17 protein-coding genes are annotated in these 15,230 nt (G+C 46.6%); all 17 read left to right on the plus strand.

What is annotated here, in order from left to right:
• Nucleotides 1–164 precede the first annotated feature (164 nt).
• Nucleotides 165–602 carry a type II toxin-antitoxin system RatA family toxin gene (locus JDF658_RS06760; protein ID WP_078665488.1) on the plus strand — a complete coding sequence of 146 codons (438 nt, stop codon included), beginning with the start codon at nt 165–167 and terminating at the stop codon, nt 600–602.
• 69 nt (nt 603–671) lie between these two features.
• The gene (locus tag JDF658_RS06765; protein ID WP_159446583.1) at nt 672–1,796 is read left to right on the plus strand and encodes a glycosyltransferase family 4 protein; all 1,125 of its coding nucleotides are present in this window, start codon (nt 672–674) and stop codon (nt 1,794–1,796) included.
• A complete protein-coding gene (locus JDF658_RS06770; protein WP_079906922.1) occupies nt 1,793–3,982 on the plus strand; it encodes a hypothetical protein in 2,190 nt (729 codons plus the stop codon). Before JDF658_RS06765 ends, JDF658_RS06770 begins: the two co-directional genes overlap by 4 nt.
• Nucleotides 3,979–4,743, plus strand: coding sequence for a fumarylacetoacetate hydrolase family protein (locus JDF658_RS06775; RefSeq protein ID WP_079906924.1), 765 nt, complete (start codon nt 3,979–3,981; stop codon nt 4,741–4,743). Before JDF658_RS06770 ends, JDF658_RS06775 begins: the two co-directional genes overlap by 4 nt.
• A 118-nt stretch (nt 4,744–4,861) precedes the next feature.
• Nucleotides 4,862–5,245: an adenosylmethionine decarboxylase gene (gene speD, locus JDF658_RS06780; RefSeq protein ID WP_078665492.1), complete on the plus strand. Its 384-nt coding sequence runs from the start codon at nt 4,862–4,864 to the stop codon at nt 5,243–5,245.
• Between the two features lie 168 nt (nt 5,246–5,413).
• Nucleotides 5,414–5,929: a 4Fe-4S dicluster domain-containing protein gene (locus tag JDF658_RS06785; protein WP_242946628.1), complete on the plus strand. Its 516-nt coding sequence runs from the start codon at nt 5,414–5,416 to the stop codon at nt 5,927–5,929.
• Nucleotides 5,929–6,789, plus strand: a complete 861-nt coding sequence (locus tag JDF658_RS06790) for a CoB--CoM heterodisulfide reductase iron-sulfur subunit B family protein (protein ID WP_079906925.1) — start codon at nt 5,929–5,931, stop codon at nt 6,787–6,789. Before JDF658_RS06785 ends, JDF658_RS06790 begins: the two co-directional genes overlap by 1 nt.
• A gap of 152 nt (nt 6,790–6,941) precedes the next feature.
• Nucleotides 6,942–7,640: a hypothetical protein gene (locus tag JDF658_RS06795; protein WP_079906927.1), complete on the plus strand. Its 699-nt coding sequence runs from the start codon at nt 6,942–6,944 to the stop codon at nt 7,638–7,640.
• 3 nt (nt 7,641–7,643) lie between these two features.
• Nucleotides 7,644–9,098, plus strand: coding sequence for a menaquinone biosynthesis decarboxylase (locus tag JDF658_RS06800; RefSeq protein ID WP_079906929.1), 1,455 nt, complete (start codon nt 7,644–7,646; stop codon nt 9,096–9,098).
• Complete coding sequence (locus tag JDF658_RS06805) at nt 9,085–9,954, plus strand: UbiA-like polyprenyltransferase (protein ID WP_242946629.1); 870 nt, start codon at nt 9,085–9,087, stop codon at nt 9,952–9,954. Before JDF658_RS06800 ends, JDF658_RS06805 begins: the two co-directional genes overlap by 14 nt.
• Nucleotides 9,955–9,964: 10 nt before the next feature.
• Entirely contained in the window at nt 9,965–10,603 is a 639-nt protein-coding gene (locus tag JDF658_RS06810) for a UbiX family flavin prenyltransferase (RefSeq protein ID WP_078665496.1), read from the plus strand.
• Nucleotides 10,584–11,684, plus strand: coding sequence for an aminofutalosine synthase MqnE (mqnE, locus tag JDF658_RS06815; protein WP_078665497.1), 1,101 nt, complete (start codon nt 10,584–10,586; stop codon nt 11,682–11,684). The genes JDF658_RS06810 and mqnE overlap by 20 nt, the downstream gene beginning before the upstream one ends.
• Nucleotides 11,685–11,686: 2 nt before the next feature.
• Complete coding sequence (locus JDF658_RS06820; RefSeq protein WP_078665498.1) at nt 11,687–12,544, plus strand: menaquinone biosynthetic enzyme MqnA/MqnD family protein; 858 nt, start codon at nt 11,687–11,689, stop codon at nt 12,542–12,544.
• Entirely contained in the window at nt 12,534–13,601 is a 1,068-nt protein-coding gene (mqnC, locus tag JDF658_RS06825; RefSeq protein WP_079906931.1) for a cyclic dehypoxanthinyl futalosine synthase, read from the plus strand. Before JDF658_RS06820 ends, mqnC begins: the two co-directional genes overlap by 11 nt.
• 17 nt (nt 13,602–13,618) lie before the next feature.
• The gene (gene tatA, locus JDF658_RS06830) at nt 13,619–13,798 is read left to right on the plus strand and encodes a twin-arginine translocase TatA/TatE family subunit (RefSeq protein WP_078665500.1); all 180 of its coding nucleotides are present in this window, start codon (nt 13,619–13,621) and stop codon (nt 13,796–13,798) included.
• An 11-nt stretch (nt 13,799–13,809) separates the two neighbouring features.
• On the plus strand, nt 13,810–14,553 hold the full coding sequence (tatC, locus tag JDF658_RS06835) for a twin-arginine translocase subunit TatC (RefSeq protein ID WP_078665501.1): 744 nt from the start codon (nt 13,810–13,812) through the stop codon (nt 14,551–14,553).
• Between the two features lie 54 nt (nt 14,554–14,607).
• Nucleotides 14,608–15,230, plus strand: a 623-nt coding sequence (selA, locus tag JDF658_RS06840; RefSeq protein WP_079906933.1) for an L-seryl-tRNA(Sec) selenium transferase, incomplete at its 3' end; no start/stop codon positions are given.

A 15,230-nucleotide genomic window follows, 5' to 3' on the forward strand; every position in this document is an offset into this window, starting at 1 on the left:
GATCCAGGCCCTGCTCAACAGGGGAGTACTGGTAGGTACTACTTTAAATAACACCAGGGTTATCAGGCTGGAACCGCCATTAATTATATCCAATGAAGAAATTAATCTCTTCTTGCAGATATTGGAGGAAAGCCTCAATGAGGTGGTAAAGGAGGTGGAAGAAGATGCCTAAGATAAGAGTTTCCAAATGGGTGGCTGCTCCTAAAGCTGTTGTTTTTCCGTTAGCTGCGGCGATGGAGGATTATCCCAAGTTTATGCGCAATGTAAAAGAAGTTAGGATTATCAACCGGGAGCATAACTATGCCATTTCCGCCTGGAAAACAGAAGTAGATGGCAGAATGATTTGCTGGCTGGAAGAAGATCGTTTTTATCCGGAACAGGGGCAGATTGATTATAAGCTCATCAGTGGGGATTTAAAAAAGTTTGAAGGCAGCTGGGTTATTGAAGACAAAGATGGCGGCTCCCTGGTCAGTCTAACTGTGGATTTTGAACTGGGGGTTCCGGCACTGGCACCATTATTAAACCCTATATTAAGTAAAAAAACAAAAGAAAACTGCTTAGCTATGCTGGAGGGAATAGCCGGATATGTGAACCGGCTCTAGTCCCTCTTTTTTCTGCTTTCTTTTTGTGGTATGATTTAGGGCAAGAAAATGGAATGGAGTGTAATAGGAATGAACAGGATTCTCTATGTGGTACGGCCGGTAGCAGGCGGGATGGCTGAACACGTCCGCTCCCTAATTCAAGGGCTAGATACAAAATGGGAGATAGTCCTGGCGGGTCCGCCACAGCTAAAAATAGAAGGAAAAACAATTACTTATTTGCCCCTGAAAATCTCCGCCAGCCTTAATCCCTGGGCTGATTGGCCGGCGGTTTATCAGCTGCGCCGGTATTTACAGGAGAAAAAATTTGATCTTATCCATGCTCATGGAGCTAAAGCCGGTCTGATCAGTCGGCTGGCAGCGATGGGATCAAAAACACCGGTGCTGATCACGGCCCACAATCTGATACTGGCAGGCTCTGTGAAAGGCTGGAAAGGCATGGTTTATAAAGTGCTGGAGCGTGTTCTGGCTGGCAGGACAACTGCGTATATTGCCGTTTCCCGGGCTATTGCCAGGGAATTAGAGCAGCTTGGCGCCAGGCGGGAGCAAATTCATATAATTTATAACGGTATAGATACCAGTTTTTTTTCCCGGTTTCCTTTCACTCCATCTCAAGCCCGAGCAGCACTGGGTATTTCTCAGGAGGCAAAAATAATTGGTTCGGTAGCGCGGTTTGCTCCTCAAAAAGGATTAAATTATTTTGTTGAAATGGCAGAACTTATGGCCAGAGAAAGGGAAGACTTGTTATTTTTGCTGGTAGGGGACGGGCCATTAAAACCCCAGCTGGAGGAACAAGTAAAAATAAGCGGCTTGTCAAAAAGATTTGTGTTTACAGGACATGTTGAAGATATCCGGCCCTATTTAAGGGCAATCGATGTTTTTGTCTTACCTTCGCTTTCGGAGGGGATGGGAATATCCCTGCTGGAGGCGGCAGCGGCTGGCTTACCGATGGTGGCAACTAACGCTGGCGGGATACCGGAAGTAATTACCGATGGCCGGGAGGGCTGGCTGGTACCGGTGGCAGATAGCAGGGCGCTGGCAGCAAAAGTAGGCTGGGTGCTGGATAATTTAAATCTGGCCCAGCAGATAGCATTAGCAGCTAAACAAAAGATTGAAACTCAGTTTTCACTAGCTGGAATGATAAAGGCAACAGAATCAGTTTATCAAAAAATTATAAGTGAGGGGAAAAGAAATTGAGCAAGCGGATTTGGCTTTTTCTTTTGCTTTGTTTGGGCCTGGTTCTAAATCCGACATTGGCTGTATCTGCGGAGAGGCCCAAAGTGGTGGTATTGATTCTGGATCACCTGAGCCTGCAGGACTGGCAAAGCGAAAATTTGCCCAATCTGCAGAAGCTGATGGCGCAAGGAGCGCTGGGATTGATGAATACTCCGGTGGCTCAGGGTTATCCCCGTTCAGCTAACAGCACCATGTTGACAATAGGGGCGGGAACCCGACTGGGTACGGATCTGACTACAGAGCTGGCCCTGGATAGTAATGAAACCTGGCTGAATGAGCGAGCTTTTGATTTGTACCGGCAACGAATGGGCTATCACCCTACGGGCCAGATATCCGTATTATCCGTTCCCCAGTTACTGAATTTGGCTGCTAAATTACCTTATCTCAATCAACCGGGAGCCCTGGGAGAAACTATACACCGTCAACAATTGCGGACAGCCTTAATCGGTGATCGGGATCGGGATTTGCCTTTTCGACCGGCGGCTTTATTTGCCATGGATGCAAAAGGGCAAATAGATTTTGGGGCTGTGGGGAGCCGGATTACTACCATTGATCCGGAACGGCCTTTTTCTAAAAAAATTGATGTTGCTAAAACTGAAAAAGTTTTAAAACAAGTTTGGAATGTAGCGGATTTAATCATAATTGACTGGGGGGATTTAGGTCGGCTTGAAGCTGCCAGAAACATGATGCTGCCTGAATGGTGGCAGGCCCAGCGCAAACAAGTACTACAAGAAGCTGATAGCTTCCTTGGTCAATTATATCAGCTGTGTGCAGAAGAAAAAGCTTATTTGCTAATAATAAGTCCTACACCATCAGCCAAGGCCCTGGAAGAAGACCGGACAGCTGCCCCTTTGCTGCTAGTTGGGCCGGGGATAAAGCAGGGCTGGCTTTTCAGCCCTACAACCAAGCGCGAGGGGCTGGTAGCCAATATAGATGTGGCTCCTGCTATTTTACAACTCTTGCATCTGGACAAGCCGGAAGTGATGCTGGGACAGGCTTTTAAAGCAACAGGCAATGGCAAGAAGCCGGAGGATTTAATCCGGCAGGAGGAAAGGATGGTTGCGGTGTTCCAGGCTCGGCCACCCCTGGCCCGTGGCTATGCCTTCTGGGAACTGGTTGTTTTGTTGCTAGCACTGGTTTCGGTATTTTTGCATCGGCCACGTCCTAAAACGATGGGGCAAATTCTGCTGGCCTTTGCGGCGGTTCCGGCTGTTTTTCTCCTCTTACCTCTGTTACCGGTTCAGAGTCTTCCGGTTTTATTAGGTGTTACTATTCTGGCCACCTTTGTCTTAACTGTGGTTTTGTTGCCCCTGCGCAAAGTCCATATCTTGTTACCTTTTGCTATGCTTTTTCTATTTACCGTTTCTGTGATTGTAATCGATACTGTCATGGGTAATCCGCTGATGAAACAGAGTGTGCTGGGGTATGACTTTCTGGTAGGTGCCCGTTATTATGGGATTGGCAACGAGTATGAAGGTGTAATTTTGGGGGCAAGCATAGTTGGGGTTGCTATTCTGGCCGAAATCTGGTCAAAACAGCAGCGACTACTGGGCTGGGTGATTGCAGTTGTTTTTGCTGGTATAACGTATTTACTGGCAGCTCCTGGCCTGGGTAGTGATGTGGGTGGAGCTATTGCAGCCGTAGGGGGCTTCATCTGGACCTGGTTACTCTTACAGGGCAAGCAGATAAGATGGCGGCAAATATTCGGTATTGGTCTGGCTACCATCTTGCTTCTAGTCCTGTTCTTTTACTGGGACTGGCAGCGGCCCCCGGAATTGCAGACGCATATGGGGCGAACGATGGCTCTGGTTGTTGGCCAGGGCTGGAAGGCCCTCTTTGATATATTCCAGCGCAAACTGGCCATGAATTATAAATTGATCGTTGGCGTCACAGTCTGGGCCCGGGTCTTTTTAGGGGCACTCCTGGTTCTGACCATTCTATTTTATCGGCCGGTTGGGGTGATGAAGAGAATCAGGCAGACATACCCTGTATTGTTCCGCGGTTTAAGCGGGGCGATGGTAGCGGTGCTGCTGGTACTGATAGTAAATGATTCCGGGATCGTTGCAGCCGCTACGGCCATGATTTATTTGTCATCACCCTTACTTTATCTAGTGCTAAATGAACTAAATGGGAGGCGGGGGTTATGAAAAAGTATGGGAAAATCAGGTTGACAAATGGTAAAGTGAGTTATGCTGTCTGGTTAAAGGATGGGCAGATCGGATTGTTGTCTGAACCGCCCTGGGTCAATGACAACAAGATAATCGAGGTAATACCGGATACAGGAGATATCCAGTTGCTGGCTCCCTGTAACCCGAGCAAAATCATTTGTGTTGGGCTTAATTATCGCCAGCATGCAGCTGAGCTGGATATGCAATTACCGCCGGAGCCTGTTATTTTCTTAAAACCGCCGTCAGCAGTGATTGGACCTGGTGATATTATACGATATCCTGAGCAAAGTCAACGGGTAGATTATGAGGGGGAACTGGCAGTAGTTATCGGGCATGAGTGTAAGAAAATCGATACTAAAGCCGCCTCCCGGTATATTTTTGGTTACACCTGTGCTAATGATGTTACCGCCAGAGATTTACAACAAAAAGACGGCCAGTGGACCCGGGCCAAGTCTTTCGACACATTTTTGCCCTTAGGACCGTATATTATAAAGGATATCGACTGGCGGGACCGTACCATCAGGACAACCCTGAATGGACAGATTAAACAGGAAGCGAAAACGGATATGTTAATTCATAGCGTTGAAGCCCTGGTGTCATACGTATCACAGGTTATGACTCTTTATCCCGGGGATGTAATCCTGACCGGTACTCCTGAGGGGGTAGGGCCGATGCTGAGGGGGGATGAGGTTTCAGTAGAGATAGAAGGGCTTGGTATATTAATAAACAAAGTTGAATAAAAAATTTTTATTGACATCCGGGGAAAATGTGCTATTATTTAATTTGATTGGATTCCGAAAAGCGCCTGGAGGTGGGATCGGTTTCCAAAAAAATGTTTAAAGGAGGATGAGATGTTAAATGAACGCTTTGGGTCGTCACATCTTGGCTGAAATTTATGGATGCAAATTTGATATTCTGAACGATGTAAAGAAAGTTGAGCAAATTATGGTTCAAGCTGCTCTTGAAGCAGGTGCCGAAGTACGGGAGTTTGTGTTCCATAAATTCAGCCCCCAGGGTGTTAGTGGAGTTGTTGTGATTTCTGAATCCCATTTAGCCATTCATACCTGGCCTGAACTGGGGTATGCGGCAGTAGATGTCTTTACCTGCGGAGAAAAAGTTGATCCCTGGGATGCTTGCAATTATCTGGCTGAGCAATTCGGCGCAGAGCAAGTGGAAGCCAAAGAAACCAAACGAGGGATCATCGATTCCATTCTTCCGCAGAAGGCCGCTGCCAATCTGTAGGAGGGATATTTATTAGTACTGACCGACGACGTCAAAAAGGTTAGTATAAGCCTTGACAGCCTGGAAGAGGTTGCAAGGCTTATATTTTTTTGCTTTTCTGTTTTCAAAAAAGAGGAATTATTCTGACAATGTAGAATTACTTTTTTGATAGAGATGGGAGGGGAGAAGATGGATAAACTGATTCAGGTCGCAAGACAGTGTTATCAATGTGGAAAATGCAGTGCGGGCTGTCCGGTTCAATTTGCCATGGACATACCACCCAACCAGGTTATGCGTTTGTTGCAGAGAGGCCTGGTGGATGAAGTTCTCACTGCCAAATCCATCTGGGTTTGTGCCAGCTGTAATACCTGTACCACCCGTTGTTTGCGGGGCATTGATATCGCTGCCACCATGGATGAATTGAGGAGGCTATCATTAAAAAGAGGTATGGCAAATCGGTTTGGGCGCAATGCCAATATATTCCATGATGTCTTTCTGGGCTCAGTACGGCGTTTTGGCAGGTTGTATGAACTGGGGCTGGCCATCCAGCTAAATTTAAAAACAGGCAACCTGTTTAAGGATGCCCAATACGGCTGGCCTATGTTCAGTAAAGGAAAACTGAAACTTTTCCCTGAATCGATCAATGGTCTGAACCAGATCAATAAAATCTATCAGGCTGCACGCGAGATGGGAGATGATATCTAATGGCCAATTATGCATACTATCCTGGTTGCAGCTTACACGCAACTGCCAGGGATTTTGACCTTTCCACAAAAGCTGTGGCTCAAAAACTGAATATGAGGTTAATCGACATTCCCGACTGGAATTGCTGTGGAGCTTCATCTGCTCATAATAGAGGTCATTTTCTGGCAGCAGCTATTCCAGGCCGGAATCTTTTTCTAGCCCAAAAAGTGGCTGGGGATATTGTTGTCCCTTGTGCTGCCTGTTATCAGCGGTTGCAGACGGCCAGACATGAGCTACAGCATTCTGAAAAGGCAAGAGAAAAAATGGAAGAAATTATGGGCTATTCCTATGATCCGACCATCAAAGTAAAAAATATAATCGAGGCTGTGAGTGAAAATATTGAGAAAGGTCAGTTAGTCCGCAATCTGGCCGGATTGAAGGTTGTTTGCTATTACGGCTGTTTGCTGGTAAAACCCCCTGGTATCACAGGATATGGTCATCCGGAAAATCCAATGTCTATGGATAACATACTGGCTTCAATCGGTGCCCAGGTTCTGCCTTACCCTTATAAAACAGAATGCTGCGGCGGTTCACTGCCTTTTTATCAGGAAGGGGTACACGAAAAGTTAATTTATGATATTCTCCGTATTGCCTGGGATGCGGGGGCAGAGGCGATTGTTACCGCATGCCCTCTCTGTATGTCGAACCTGGATATGCGGCAAAAGGAAAGCAAAAAATATGGTGATTTACCGGACATTCCAGTATTTTATTTAACCGAGCTGGTAGGGCTGGCTCTGGGTTGTAAAAGCAATGAGCTCGGACTGGAAAAGCATTTTATAGATCCACTGCCTTTGTTGCAAAGATACAACTTACTTGCATAGCACCTTTAAGAAAGGTTATAATATACGCAAACATTACAAAAGCCCGTTGCAGGGCTTTTTCCTTTGTTTTTAGATTCCTGCCTTCAGGCAGGAAAAGTGGATTTGGCCACGAATATATTAAAGGTTACAAATTTTACTGAGGAGGTTTGTCGATGGCCGCTGAGGTACTGGAAGCTGTTGCAGGTGATTTAGAAGAGGTGGAAAAGATTATTGGACGATATCTTAAGGTTCGTTCCGGCCATCTAACTGATTTTGCCCACCTGGAAGCCGATGGGTATGAACGCTGGCTCCGGCCTGCAGCGGTTTTGTTGATAAGCCGTATTTTCGGGTATAAAGGGCAGAAAGCTCCCGCTTTGGCAGCAGTTGTTCAATTGATTTATCTGGCAGCAAGGATTCATCGACAGGTACCTGATACTCATTCTGCGGGAGAGGAGATAGATCCCCGGGATGGTACCCAGCTGCCGGTTTTAGTAGGGGACTACCTCTATGGACGCTTTTTTACTACCCTTTGTGAGGCTGATTTGCTGGAATTTCTAGGGCCGTTGGCAGACATTATTCGGAAAATAAACGAGGCGGCTGTGCTTCGATTACAGGGCCACCAGCTGGACTGGCCGGAAGAAGAAAAGGAGCTACTGGCCGGGGGCTGCCGACTGGCATCCAGGCTGGCCCGGGTTGATTCCAGCCGGGAAGAGGAAGCCTATCAGCTGGGGTTGGCTCTGGCCCGAAAAGATGAGTGGCAGGCTCTTAAGATTATTGCCAGCTGGCCGGAGTGCCAGGAAAAACAGGATTTAACCTGGTTGATCAACTGGTATTGTAATGCAGAAAACCAATTATTGATGGAAAGGAGATAATCAATGGGTTATCGGGATTTGCGACATTTCATTGAGGCATTAGAACAAAAAGGCTGGCTAAAGAGGATTACCACAGAAGTGGATCCCATTCTGGAAATTACCGAAATTACAGATCGAGTTTCTAAAGCCTATGGACCTGCTCTTTTGTTTGAAAATGTCAAAGGTTCGGACATGCCGGTTCTGATTAATGCTTTCGGAACTTTTGAAAGAATGAACCTGGCTTTAGAAGTAAACAATCTGGATGAAATAGGACAGGAAATTCTTACTTTTTTGCAACCGCCGGAAGTTCCAACTAGCTTTTTCGACAAATTGAAAGCATTGCCGAAAGTTGCTCAAATCGCGAATTTTATGCCTAAAATTGTTAAGACTGGTCCGGTTAAAGAAGTGATTCTTAAAGGGGACGAAATCGATATTACCAAATTCCCCATTCTCAAATGCTGGCCGGGGGATGGGGGGCGGTTTATTACTTTGCCCCTCGTCTTCACCAAAGATCCGGAAACAGGGAAACGCAATGTAGGCATGTACCGAATGCAAGTATATGACGGTCGGACTACCGGTATGCACTGGCATCTACATAAGCATGGTGCTGAGCATTATCGGGCCCACAAGCGCCGTGGGGATCGGAAAATGGAAGTAGCAGTGGCACTGGGGGCTGACCCGGCTACTATTTATGCTGCTACCGCTCCGCTGCCAGCCGGGGTGGATGAGATGTTTTTTGCCGGGTTCCTGCGTAAAGAGCCAGTAGAACTGGTGAAATGCGAAACCGTTGACCTGGAAGTACCTGCCCATGCTGAAATTGTGCTGGAAGGTTATGTTGATCTGGATGAATTGCGCTGGGAAGGACCCTTTGGGGATCATACCGGTTACTATTCTCTGGCTGACTATTATCCGGTCTTCCATATTAATTGTGTTACAATGAGAAAGAAACCCATTTATCCTACTACTATCGTTGGTAAACCACCGATGGAAGATTGTTATCTGGGGAAAGCAACAGAAAGAATCTTTTTGCCCCTCTTGAAACTTCAGTTGCCGGAAATAGTGGATATGAACTTGCCTTTAGAAGGGGTTTTCCATAACTGTGCCATTGTTTCCATTCGCAAAAGCTATCCTGGCCATGCCAAAAAGGTAATGCATGCTCTCTGGGGCATGGGACAAATGATGTTTACCAAACTCATAATCGTTGTGGATGAACATGTTAACCCACACAATGTTTCCGAAGTCATGTGGAAGGTTTTCAATAATATCGATGCCAAAAGGGATGTAGTAATGGTCGAAGGACCCCTTGATATCCTGGACCACGCTTCGCCTCTTCCAAATTACGGAACTAAAATGGGGATCGATGCAACCAAGAAGTGGCCCAGTGAAGGTCATACCAGGGAATGGCCGGATGATATTGAAATGAGCCCGGAAATCAAGGAACTGGTCGACAGGAAGTGGAAGAGTTATGGTATCGACTAATCTGATGGCTAAAGTAAAAATTTTTGCTGAAATGATTAAATTTGAACATACTATTTTCGCTTTACCCTTTGCCTATCTAGGAGCCTTTCTGGCAGTCGGTGGAGCACCGACCTTGAGTCAGTTTCTCTGGATAACCCTGGCCATGGTCGGTGCCCGCACCGCCGCCATGTCTTTAAACCGCATCATAGATCGACACATAGATGCCCGTAATCCCCGCACAGCTACCCGGGCGATTCCTAGAGGTCTGTTATCGGTTGGTGAAGTCTGGGTTTATACGCTCCTTTCTTTTTTGTTAATGGGGTACGCTGCAGCTCAGCTGAATGAGTTGTGTTTTAAGCTTATGCCGATTGCTATTTTCTTTCTGGTCATTTATTCTTATACGAAACGGTTTACCTGGCTTTGTCATTTGGTACTGGGTATAGCCATTGGCCTGGCACCGCTGGGAGCCTGGGTTGCTATTAGAGCTGCAATTGAGTTACCAGGGGTTGTACTTGGCCTGGCGGTTGCCACCTGGATCGCTGGTTTTGATATTATCTACGCCTGTCAGGATTATGAATTTGACCGTACCCATGGCATTTACTCCATTCCTGCCCGGTTTGGCCTTGCTAAAGCGCTGTTAGTCGCCCGTATCATGCATGCTTTAACGGTTGTATTGCTGGTGTTGACCGGGGTACTGGTGGCAGCCGGATGGATATATTACTTGGGGGTACTTATTACTGTTGGCATACTAATTAAGGAACACTCTCTGGTATCTCCCCGGGATCTTTCTAAACTGGATATCGCTTTTTTCAATATGAATGGTATTATCGCTGTTCTAATGTTTGTTTTTACATTACTGGACCTGTTTCTCAGGTAAGGAGGATTTTATGGGCTCATTCGTAGTCGCAATTACGGGGGCCAGTGGAGCTCCTTATGGGGTAAGGTTGCTCCAGGCTTTGGCTGAACTGGGCTGGGATGTGGATTTGACTATTACCGGTCCGGGTTTTCTGGTACTACAAGATGAACTGGGCTGGCAGCTAGATGCTGACAGTCCCCAGCTCGAGGGAGCAATAAAGGCATATTTAAACTGGCCTCAAAGCAGGCGTCTTACCTACTATCACTGGCAGGATATCAGTGGTCGCCTGGCCAGTGGTTCATATCGTACCCAGGGCATGATTATCATCCCCTGTACCATGTCCACCTTGTCAGGAATTGCTACTGGCCGTTCCAGCAATCTGGTAGAACGGGCGGCAGATGTAATGTTAAAGGAAGGAAGACCACTGGTATTAGTGCCAAGGGAGACGCCATTGAATCAAATTCATCTGGAAAATATGCTGAAATTGTCCCAAATGGGAGTGAAAATAGTTCCGGCAATGCCAGCTTTTTATCAACGCCCACAGACAATTGATGATATGGTGAATTTTGTGGTCGGACGTGTGCTGGATATTCTGGGAATAGAACATCAGCTGTACAGACGCTGGTCTGGACAAATTGGAGGGGAAACTGATGCAGGAATTGTTTCGTGATAGTGACCTCTATGATATCGTTGAAAAAGTAGTAAAAGGAGAAAGATTAAGCCGGGAAGATGGGATACGGCTTTATCAATCGAATGACCTGTTAACCATTGGCTACATGGCTGACCTGGTCAGGAAAAGGAAAAATGGTAACAGGGCCTATTTTATTGTCAACCGTCATATTAATCACACCAATATCTGCAAAGTACGTTGCAAATTCTGTGCCTTTGGCAGAGACAAGGATGATCCTAAAGCCTACTTACTGCCCCTGGAGGTTATTGAGGCTAAAGCCAGGGAAGTAGTAGACATGGGAGTAACTGAGGTCCATATTGTTGGCGGTTGCCATCCCGATCTGCGTCTGGAGTATGCCGAAGAAATGCTGCGGAGAGTGCACCGGATTTTACCGGGTGTTCATCTTCAGGCTTTTACCGCCGTTGAAATTGACCATTTTGCTGAACAGGAAGGGATAACGGTTGAAGAGGTCCTGCGTCGCCTGCAGGCGGCTGGACTGGGCTCTTTGCCTGGAGGTGGAGCGGAAATCTTTTCTCCCAGGGTTAGAGAAAAGGTTTGTGAGAAAAAAATCAGTGGGGAACGCTGGCTAGAAGTCCATGCTACCGCCCATAAAATTGGGATGAGGTCAAATGCTACTATGCTCTATGGCCACATCGAAACCATTGAAGAACGGGTAGATCATATGCTGCGCCTGCGGGAAGTTCAAGACCAAACCGGCGGTTTCATGACCTTTATTCCCCTGGCTTTTCATCCCAAACATACTCAGATGGAAAATGTTATTACTACCCGTACCACCGGTTTTGATGACCTTAAAACACTGGCTATCGGCCGGTTATTGCTGGATAACTTTGACCATATCAAGGCTTTCTGGATTATGATCGGCCCGAAAGTTGCCCAGGTTTCACTGGCCTTTGGTGTGGACGATTTGGATGGCACTGTGGTAGAAGAAAGAATTACTCATGATGCAGGAGCGGATACCAGTCAGTCCATGACACGGGCGGAAATAGTCAAGTTGATCAGGGATGCCGGCTTTGTTCCGGTGGAAAGAGATACGCTCTATAATGTAGTCAGGGAGGGTTAAGGTTGGCCAGTTTGCGTTTGGGGCAGGTGGATTTTATCAATTGCCTGCCTGTCTATACGGCAATAAACCAGGAGATTATTACCCTGGAGGCAGAAATCGTTCCCGGCCCACCGGCCCAGTTGAATCGCATGTTTTTGCAGGGAGAACTGGATGTTACACCCATTTCATCCATTGAATATGCCCGGCATGCTGACCAGTGTCTGGTTTTACCTGATCTATCCATTGGGGCGGATGGGGAAGTAATGAGCTTATTGCTTTTTTCCCGGATACCTGTTACTGAACTTGATCACAAAGTCATCGCCTTGCCTAACACATCAGCTACTACGATAGCCTTATTAAAAATATTACTGGAGCACTATTACCATATCAGCTGTGACTTCGTCACCATGGAACCGGATTTAACAGCTATGTTATCCCGGGCCGAGGCGGCTCTGTTAATTGGCGACATCGCCATGATTGAACAGCTAAAAGTGAACAGCGGCTATTATGAGGGCATAATAGTTACCGATGTTGGAGCTGTTTGGAAAGAGATGACCGGGGAAAGTATGGTGTATGCTGTCTGGGTGGTAAAAAAGGATTTTGCTGGAGAACACCCCCAGGAAATTGCCCGGCTGGCCAGTGCCCTGCAGGCTAGCTTGCGCTGGGGGCGGGAGCATGAAGACCAGCTGATTGCCCTGGCCCAGGACCGCAGTCCCTGGTTTACTGAAGACTATCTGAGAAGGTATTTTCATACCATCACCCATTCTTTAACAGAGAAAGATATTAGGGCAATGAATGCCTTCTTTGATTATGCTTATAAAACAGGGATACTGGAAGAAAGAGTGAAAATAGAGATCTGGAGGGAAAAAGATGGGCGTTGAACCGATTTTAAAAAAGGCATTGGACGGTGAACGCCTGTCTATGGCTGAAGGCGTTGCCTTACTCCAATCCAACGATCTGGTGGCGATTGGCCAGGTTGCTCATCAGATCCGTTTACGCAAACACCCAGAAAACCTGGTGACTTTTGTAATTGATCGTAACATCAATTATACTAATATTTGTAAAGTAAAATGCCGTTTTTGCGCCTTTTACCGTTCGGAAGATGATGCTGATGCTTATGTTTTGTCCTATGAAGAAATCTACCGCAAAATTGAGGAAACACTAGCTGTTGGTGGTACGCAAATTTTGATGCAGGGCGGTATTAACCCCAGTTTGCCTTTTGAATGGTACCTGGATTTGCTCAAAGGCATAAAGGAACGATATAATGTGCATATCCACTCTTTTTCGCCTCCGGAAATCGTACATCTGGCTGAAATCAGTGGGCTGAGTCTAAAGGAAACGATTGCTGCTTTACGGGAGGCTGGCCTGGATTCCATTCCTGGCGGTGGAGCTGAGATTCTGGACAACCGGGTCAGACATTATATCAGTCCCAGAAAAATTACCTGGGAGCAATGGATGGAAGTGATGATTATTGCCCATCAGCTGGGCATGAAAACAACAGCGACTATGATGTTTGGCAGTGTGGAAAGTCCTGAAGAGCGGGTGGCCCATATGGTACGGTTGCGGGAGGTTCAGGACCAAACCGGCGGTTTTACGGCTTTTATACCCTGGAGTTTTCAACCTCTCAATACCGAACTGGGAGGCACTACCGCTGGTGGTTTTGAGTATTTGAAAACCCTGGCAGTCAGTCGTATAATGCTGGATAATTTCCCTAATATCCAGGCTTCCTGGGTAACCCAGGGGTCCAAAATGGCGCAAATTTCCTTGCGCTTTGGAGCCAATGATTTCGGAGGCACCATGCTGGAGGAAAATGTGGTCAGAGCGGCAGGAGTAACCAACAGAGTGCCGATGGACGAGATAATAAGATGCATTAAGGATGCAGGTCATCGTCCTGCCCAGAGAGATACCTTATATCGCATTATCCGCTACTTTGATTAAGGCAAGGAGGGGCAAACATGTTTGGATTTGTAATTGGCTGGCAGGAAGCAATAATTATTCTGGTGATTGTTCTGATCATTTTTGGGCCCGGTAAGTTGCCCAGTATCGGCAAGGCACTGGGAGAAACTGTGCGCAATTTCAGAAAAAGCGCCAGTGAAACAGATACAGACAATGGCACCGAGAAAAAGGAACAATAGGGGTGAGCCCCATGTCTGAAAAGGAAATGTCCCTGCTGGGCCATTTAGAGGAGTTACGCTGGGTTATTATCAAGAGCCTTCTCTCTCTAATTCCTGGTTTTGCTATTGGCTGGTATTACCGGGAAACTATTATGCAAATTCTTTTAAAACCACTACTGGATATTAATCCGAATTTTAAACCGATTGTTCTGAAACCGACAGATGTTTTTTTCGTCTATGTCAAGATTGCTTTTGTAACTGGGATCGTTCTGGCCAGCCCTTATATTATCTATCAGATCTGGTCGTTTATTGAACCAGCTCTGAAGCCTCATGAGAAAAAGATCGTAGGCAGAATTCTTCCTGCGGCCGTACTGCTCTTTTTCACCGGCCTGATTTTTGCTTATTTTACTGTATTTAAAATCGGTACAGTATTTTTCTGGGGTTTTGGTGGGGAAGCAGTTGCACCTATGTATGGTATGCAGGAATACTGGAATTTCACACTGGCATTCCTCTTGCCCTTTGGCCTGGTGTTCGAGCTGCCGATAGTGGTGTCTATTTTGGCCAAACTGGGATTAGTTACTCCGGAATTTCTAAAAAAGAACAGAAAATTTGCCATTTTGCTGATTTTTGTTATTGCTGCTTTTTTAACTCCCGGTCCGGATATTATCTCCCAGCTTTTGATGGCAGCGCCAATGATTATCCTCTATGAAATCAGCATCTGGTTGGCCCGGATCGTAAAACCGATAAATCGTTTTGAGGAAGAAGAAGTGCAATAAGCCCTGAGCTTATTGCGCTTTTCACTAATATTCCAGGAAAGGAGTTTAACTCCGATGTCTGTAAATGAAAAAATGCGGCATTTGCCGGCAGTAGAAAAAGTTATGCAGGCAATTAAACCGGCGGTCAAAGCAAGATTTCCGCGGGAAATTCTGGTAAAAAAAATTCAGGCGGTGATAGAGGCCTATCGCCAGCGAATCAGGAATGAGGAATTAAAAGCGGTACCGGCGATAAGGGAGATCTGCGCTGAGGTGGAAAAGGCCCTATTACGTCTATCCACCCCGCAACTAAAACCGGTAGTAAATGCTACCGGGGTTGTTTTGCATACCAATTTAGGCAGAGCTCCTCTGTCTGACCGGGCAGTGGCGGCAGTGACAGCTGTGGCTCGGGGGTATTGTAATCTGGAAATGGATTTGTCCACCGGGAAACGGGGTTCCCGTTACAGTCATGTTGAGGAGCTGCTCTGTCAGATTACCGGGGCGGAAGCGGCACTGGTTGTCAATAATAATGCAGCAGCAGTTTTGCTGGCTTTATCCGTTCTCGGGGCAGGCAAGGAAGTGATTATTTCCCGCAGTCAACTTGTAGAAATCGGCGGTTCATTTCGTGTTCCTGAGGTAATGGCCCAGTCAGGTTGTATTTTAAAAGAAGTGGGGGCTACCAATAAAACTAAGCTCAGTGA

It is taken from the genome of Carboxydocella sp. JDF658 (assembly GCF_002049395.1).
Lineage (GTDB): Bacteria > Bacillota.

Excerpts from the sequence above, each read along its gene's own strand:
- JDF658_RS06760 (WP_078665488.1), top strand. The coding sequence starts at position 165 with ATGCCTAAGATAAGAGTTTCCAAATGGGTGGCTGCTCCTAAAGCTGTT.
- JDF658_RS06765 (WP_159446583.1), top strand. The coding sequence starts at position 672 with ATGAACAGGATTCTCTATGTGGTACGGCCGGTAGCAGGCGGGATGGCT.
- JDF658_RS06775 (WP_079906924.1), top strand. The coding sequence starts at position 3,979 with ATGAAAAAGTATGGGAAAATCAGGTTGACAAATGGTAAAGTGAGTTAT.
- speD (WP_078665492.1), top strand. The coding sequence starts at position 4,862 with ATGAACGCTTTGGGTCGTCACATCTTGGCTGAAATTTATGGATGCAAA.
- JDF658_RS06785 (WP_242946628.1), top strand. The coding sequence starts at position 5,414 with ATGGATAAACTGATTCAGGTCGCAAGACAGTGTTATCAATGTGGAAAA.
- JDF658_RS06790 (WP_079906925.1), top strand. The coding sequence starts at position 5,929 with ATGGCCAATTATGCATACTATCCTGGTTGCAGCTTACACGCAACTGCC.
- JDF658_RS06795 (WP_079906927.1), top strand. The coding sequence starts at position 6,942 with ATGGCCGCTGAGGTACTGGAAGCTGTTGCAGGTGATTTAGAAGAGGTG.
- JDF658_RS06800 (WP_079906929.1), top strand. The coding sequence starts at position 7,644 with ATGGGTTATCGGGATTTGCGACATTTCATTGAGGCATTAGAACAAAAA.
- JDF658_RS06805 (WP_242946629.1), top strand. The coding sequence starts at position 9,085 with ATGGTATCGACTAATCTGATGGCTAAAGTAAAAATTTTTGCTGAAATG.
- JDF658_RS06810 (WP_078665496.1), top strand. The coding sequence starts at position 9,965 with ATGGGCTCATTCGTAGTCGCAATTACGGGGGCCAGTGGAGCTCCTTAT.
- mqnE (WP_078665497.1), top strand. The coding sequence starts at position 10,584 with ATGCAGGAATTGTTTCGTGATAGTGACCTCTATGATATCGTTGAAAAA.
- mqnC (WP_079906931.1), top strand. The coding sequence starts at position 12,534 with ATGGGCGTTGAACCGATTTTAAAAAAGGCATTGGACGGTGAACGCCTG.
- tatA (WP_078665500.1), top strand. The coding sequence starts at position 13,619 with ATGTTTGGATTTGTAATTGGCTGGCAGGAAGCAATAATTATTCTGGTG.
- tatC (WP_078665501.1), top strand. The coding sequence starts at position 13,810 with ATGTCTGAAAAGGAAATGTCCCTGCTGGGCCATTTAGAGGAGTTACGC.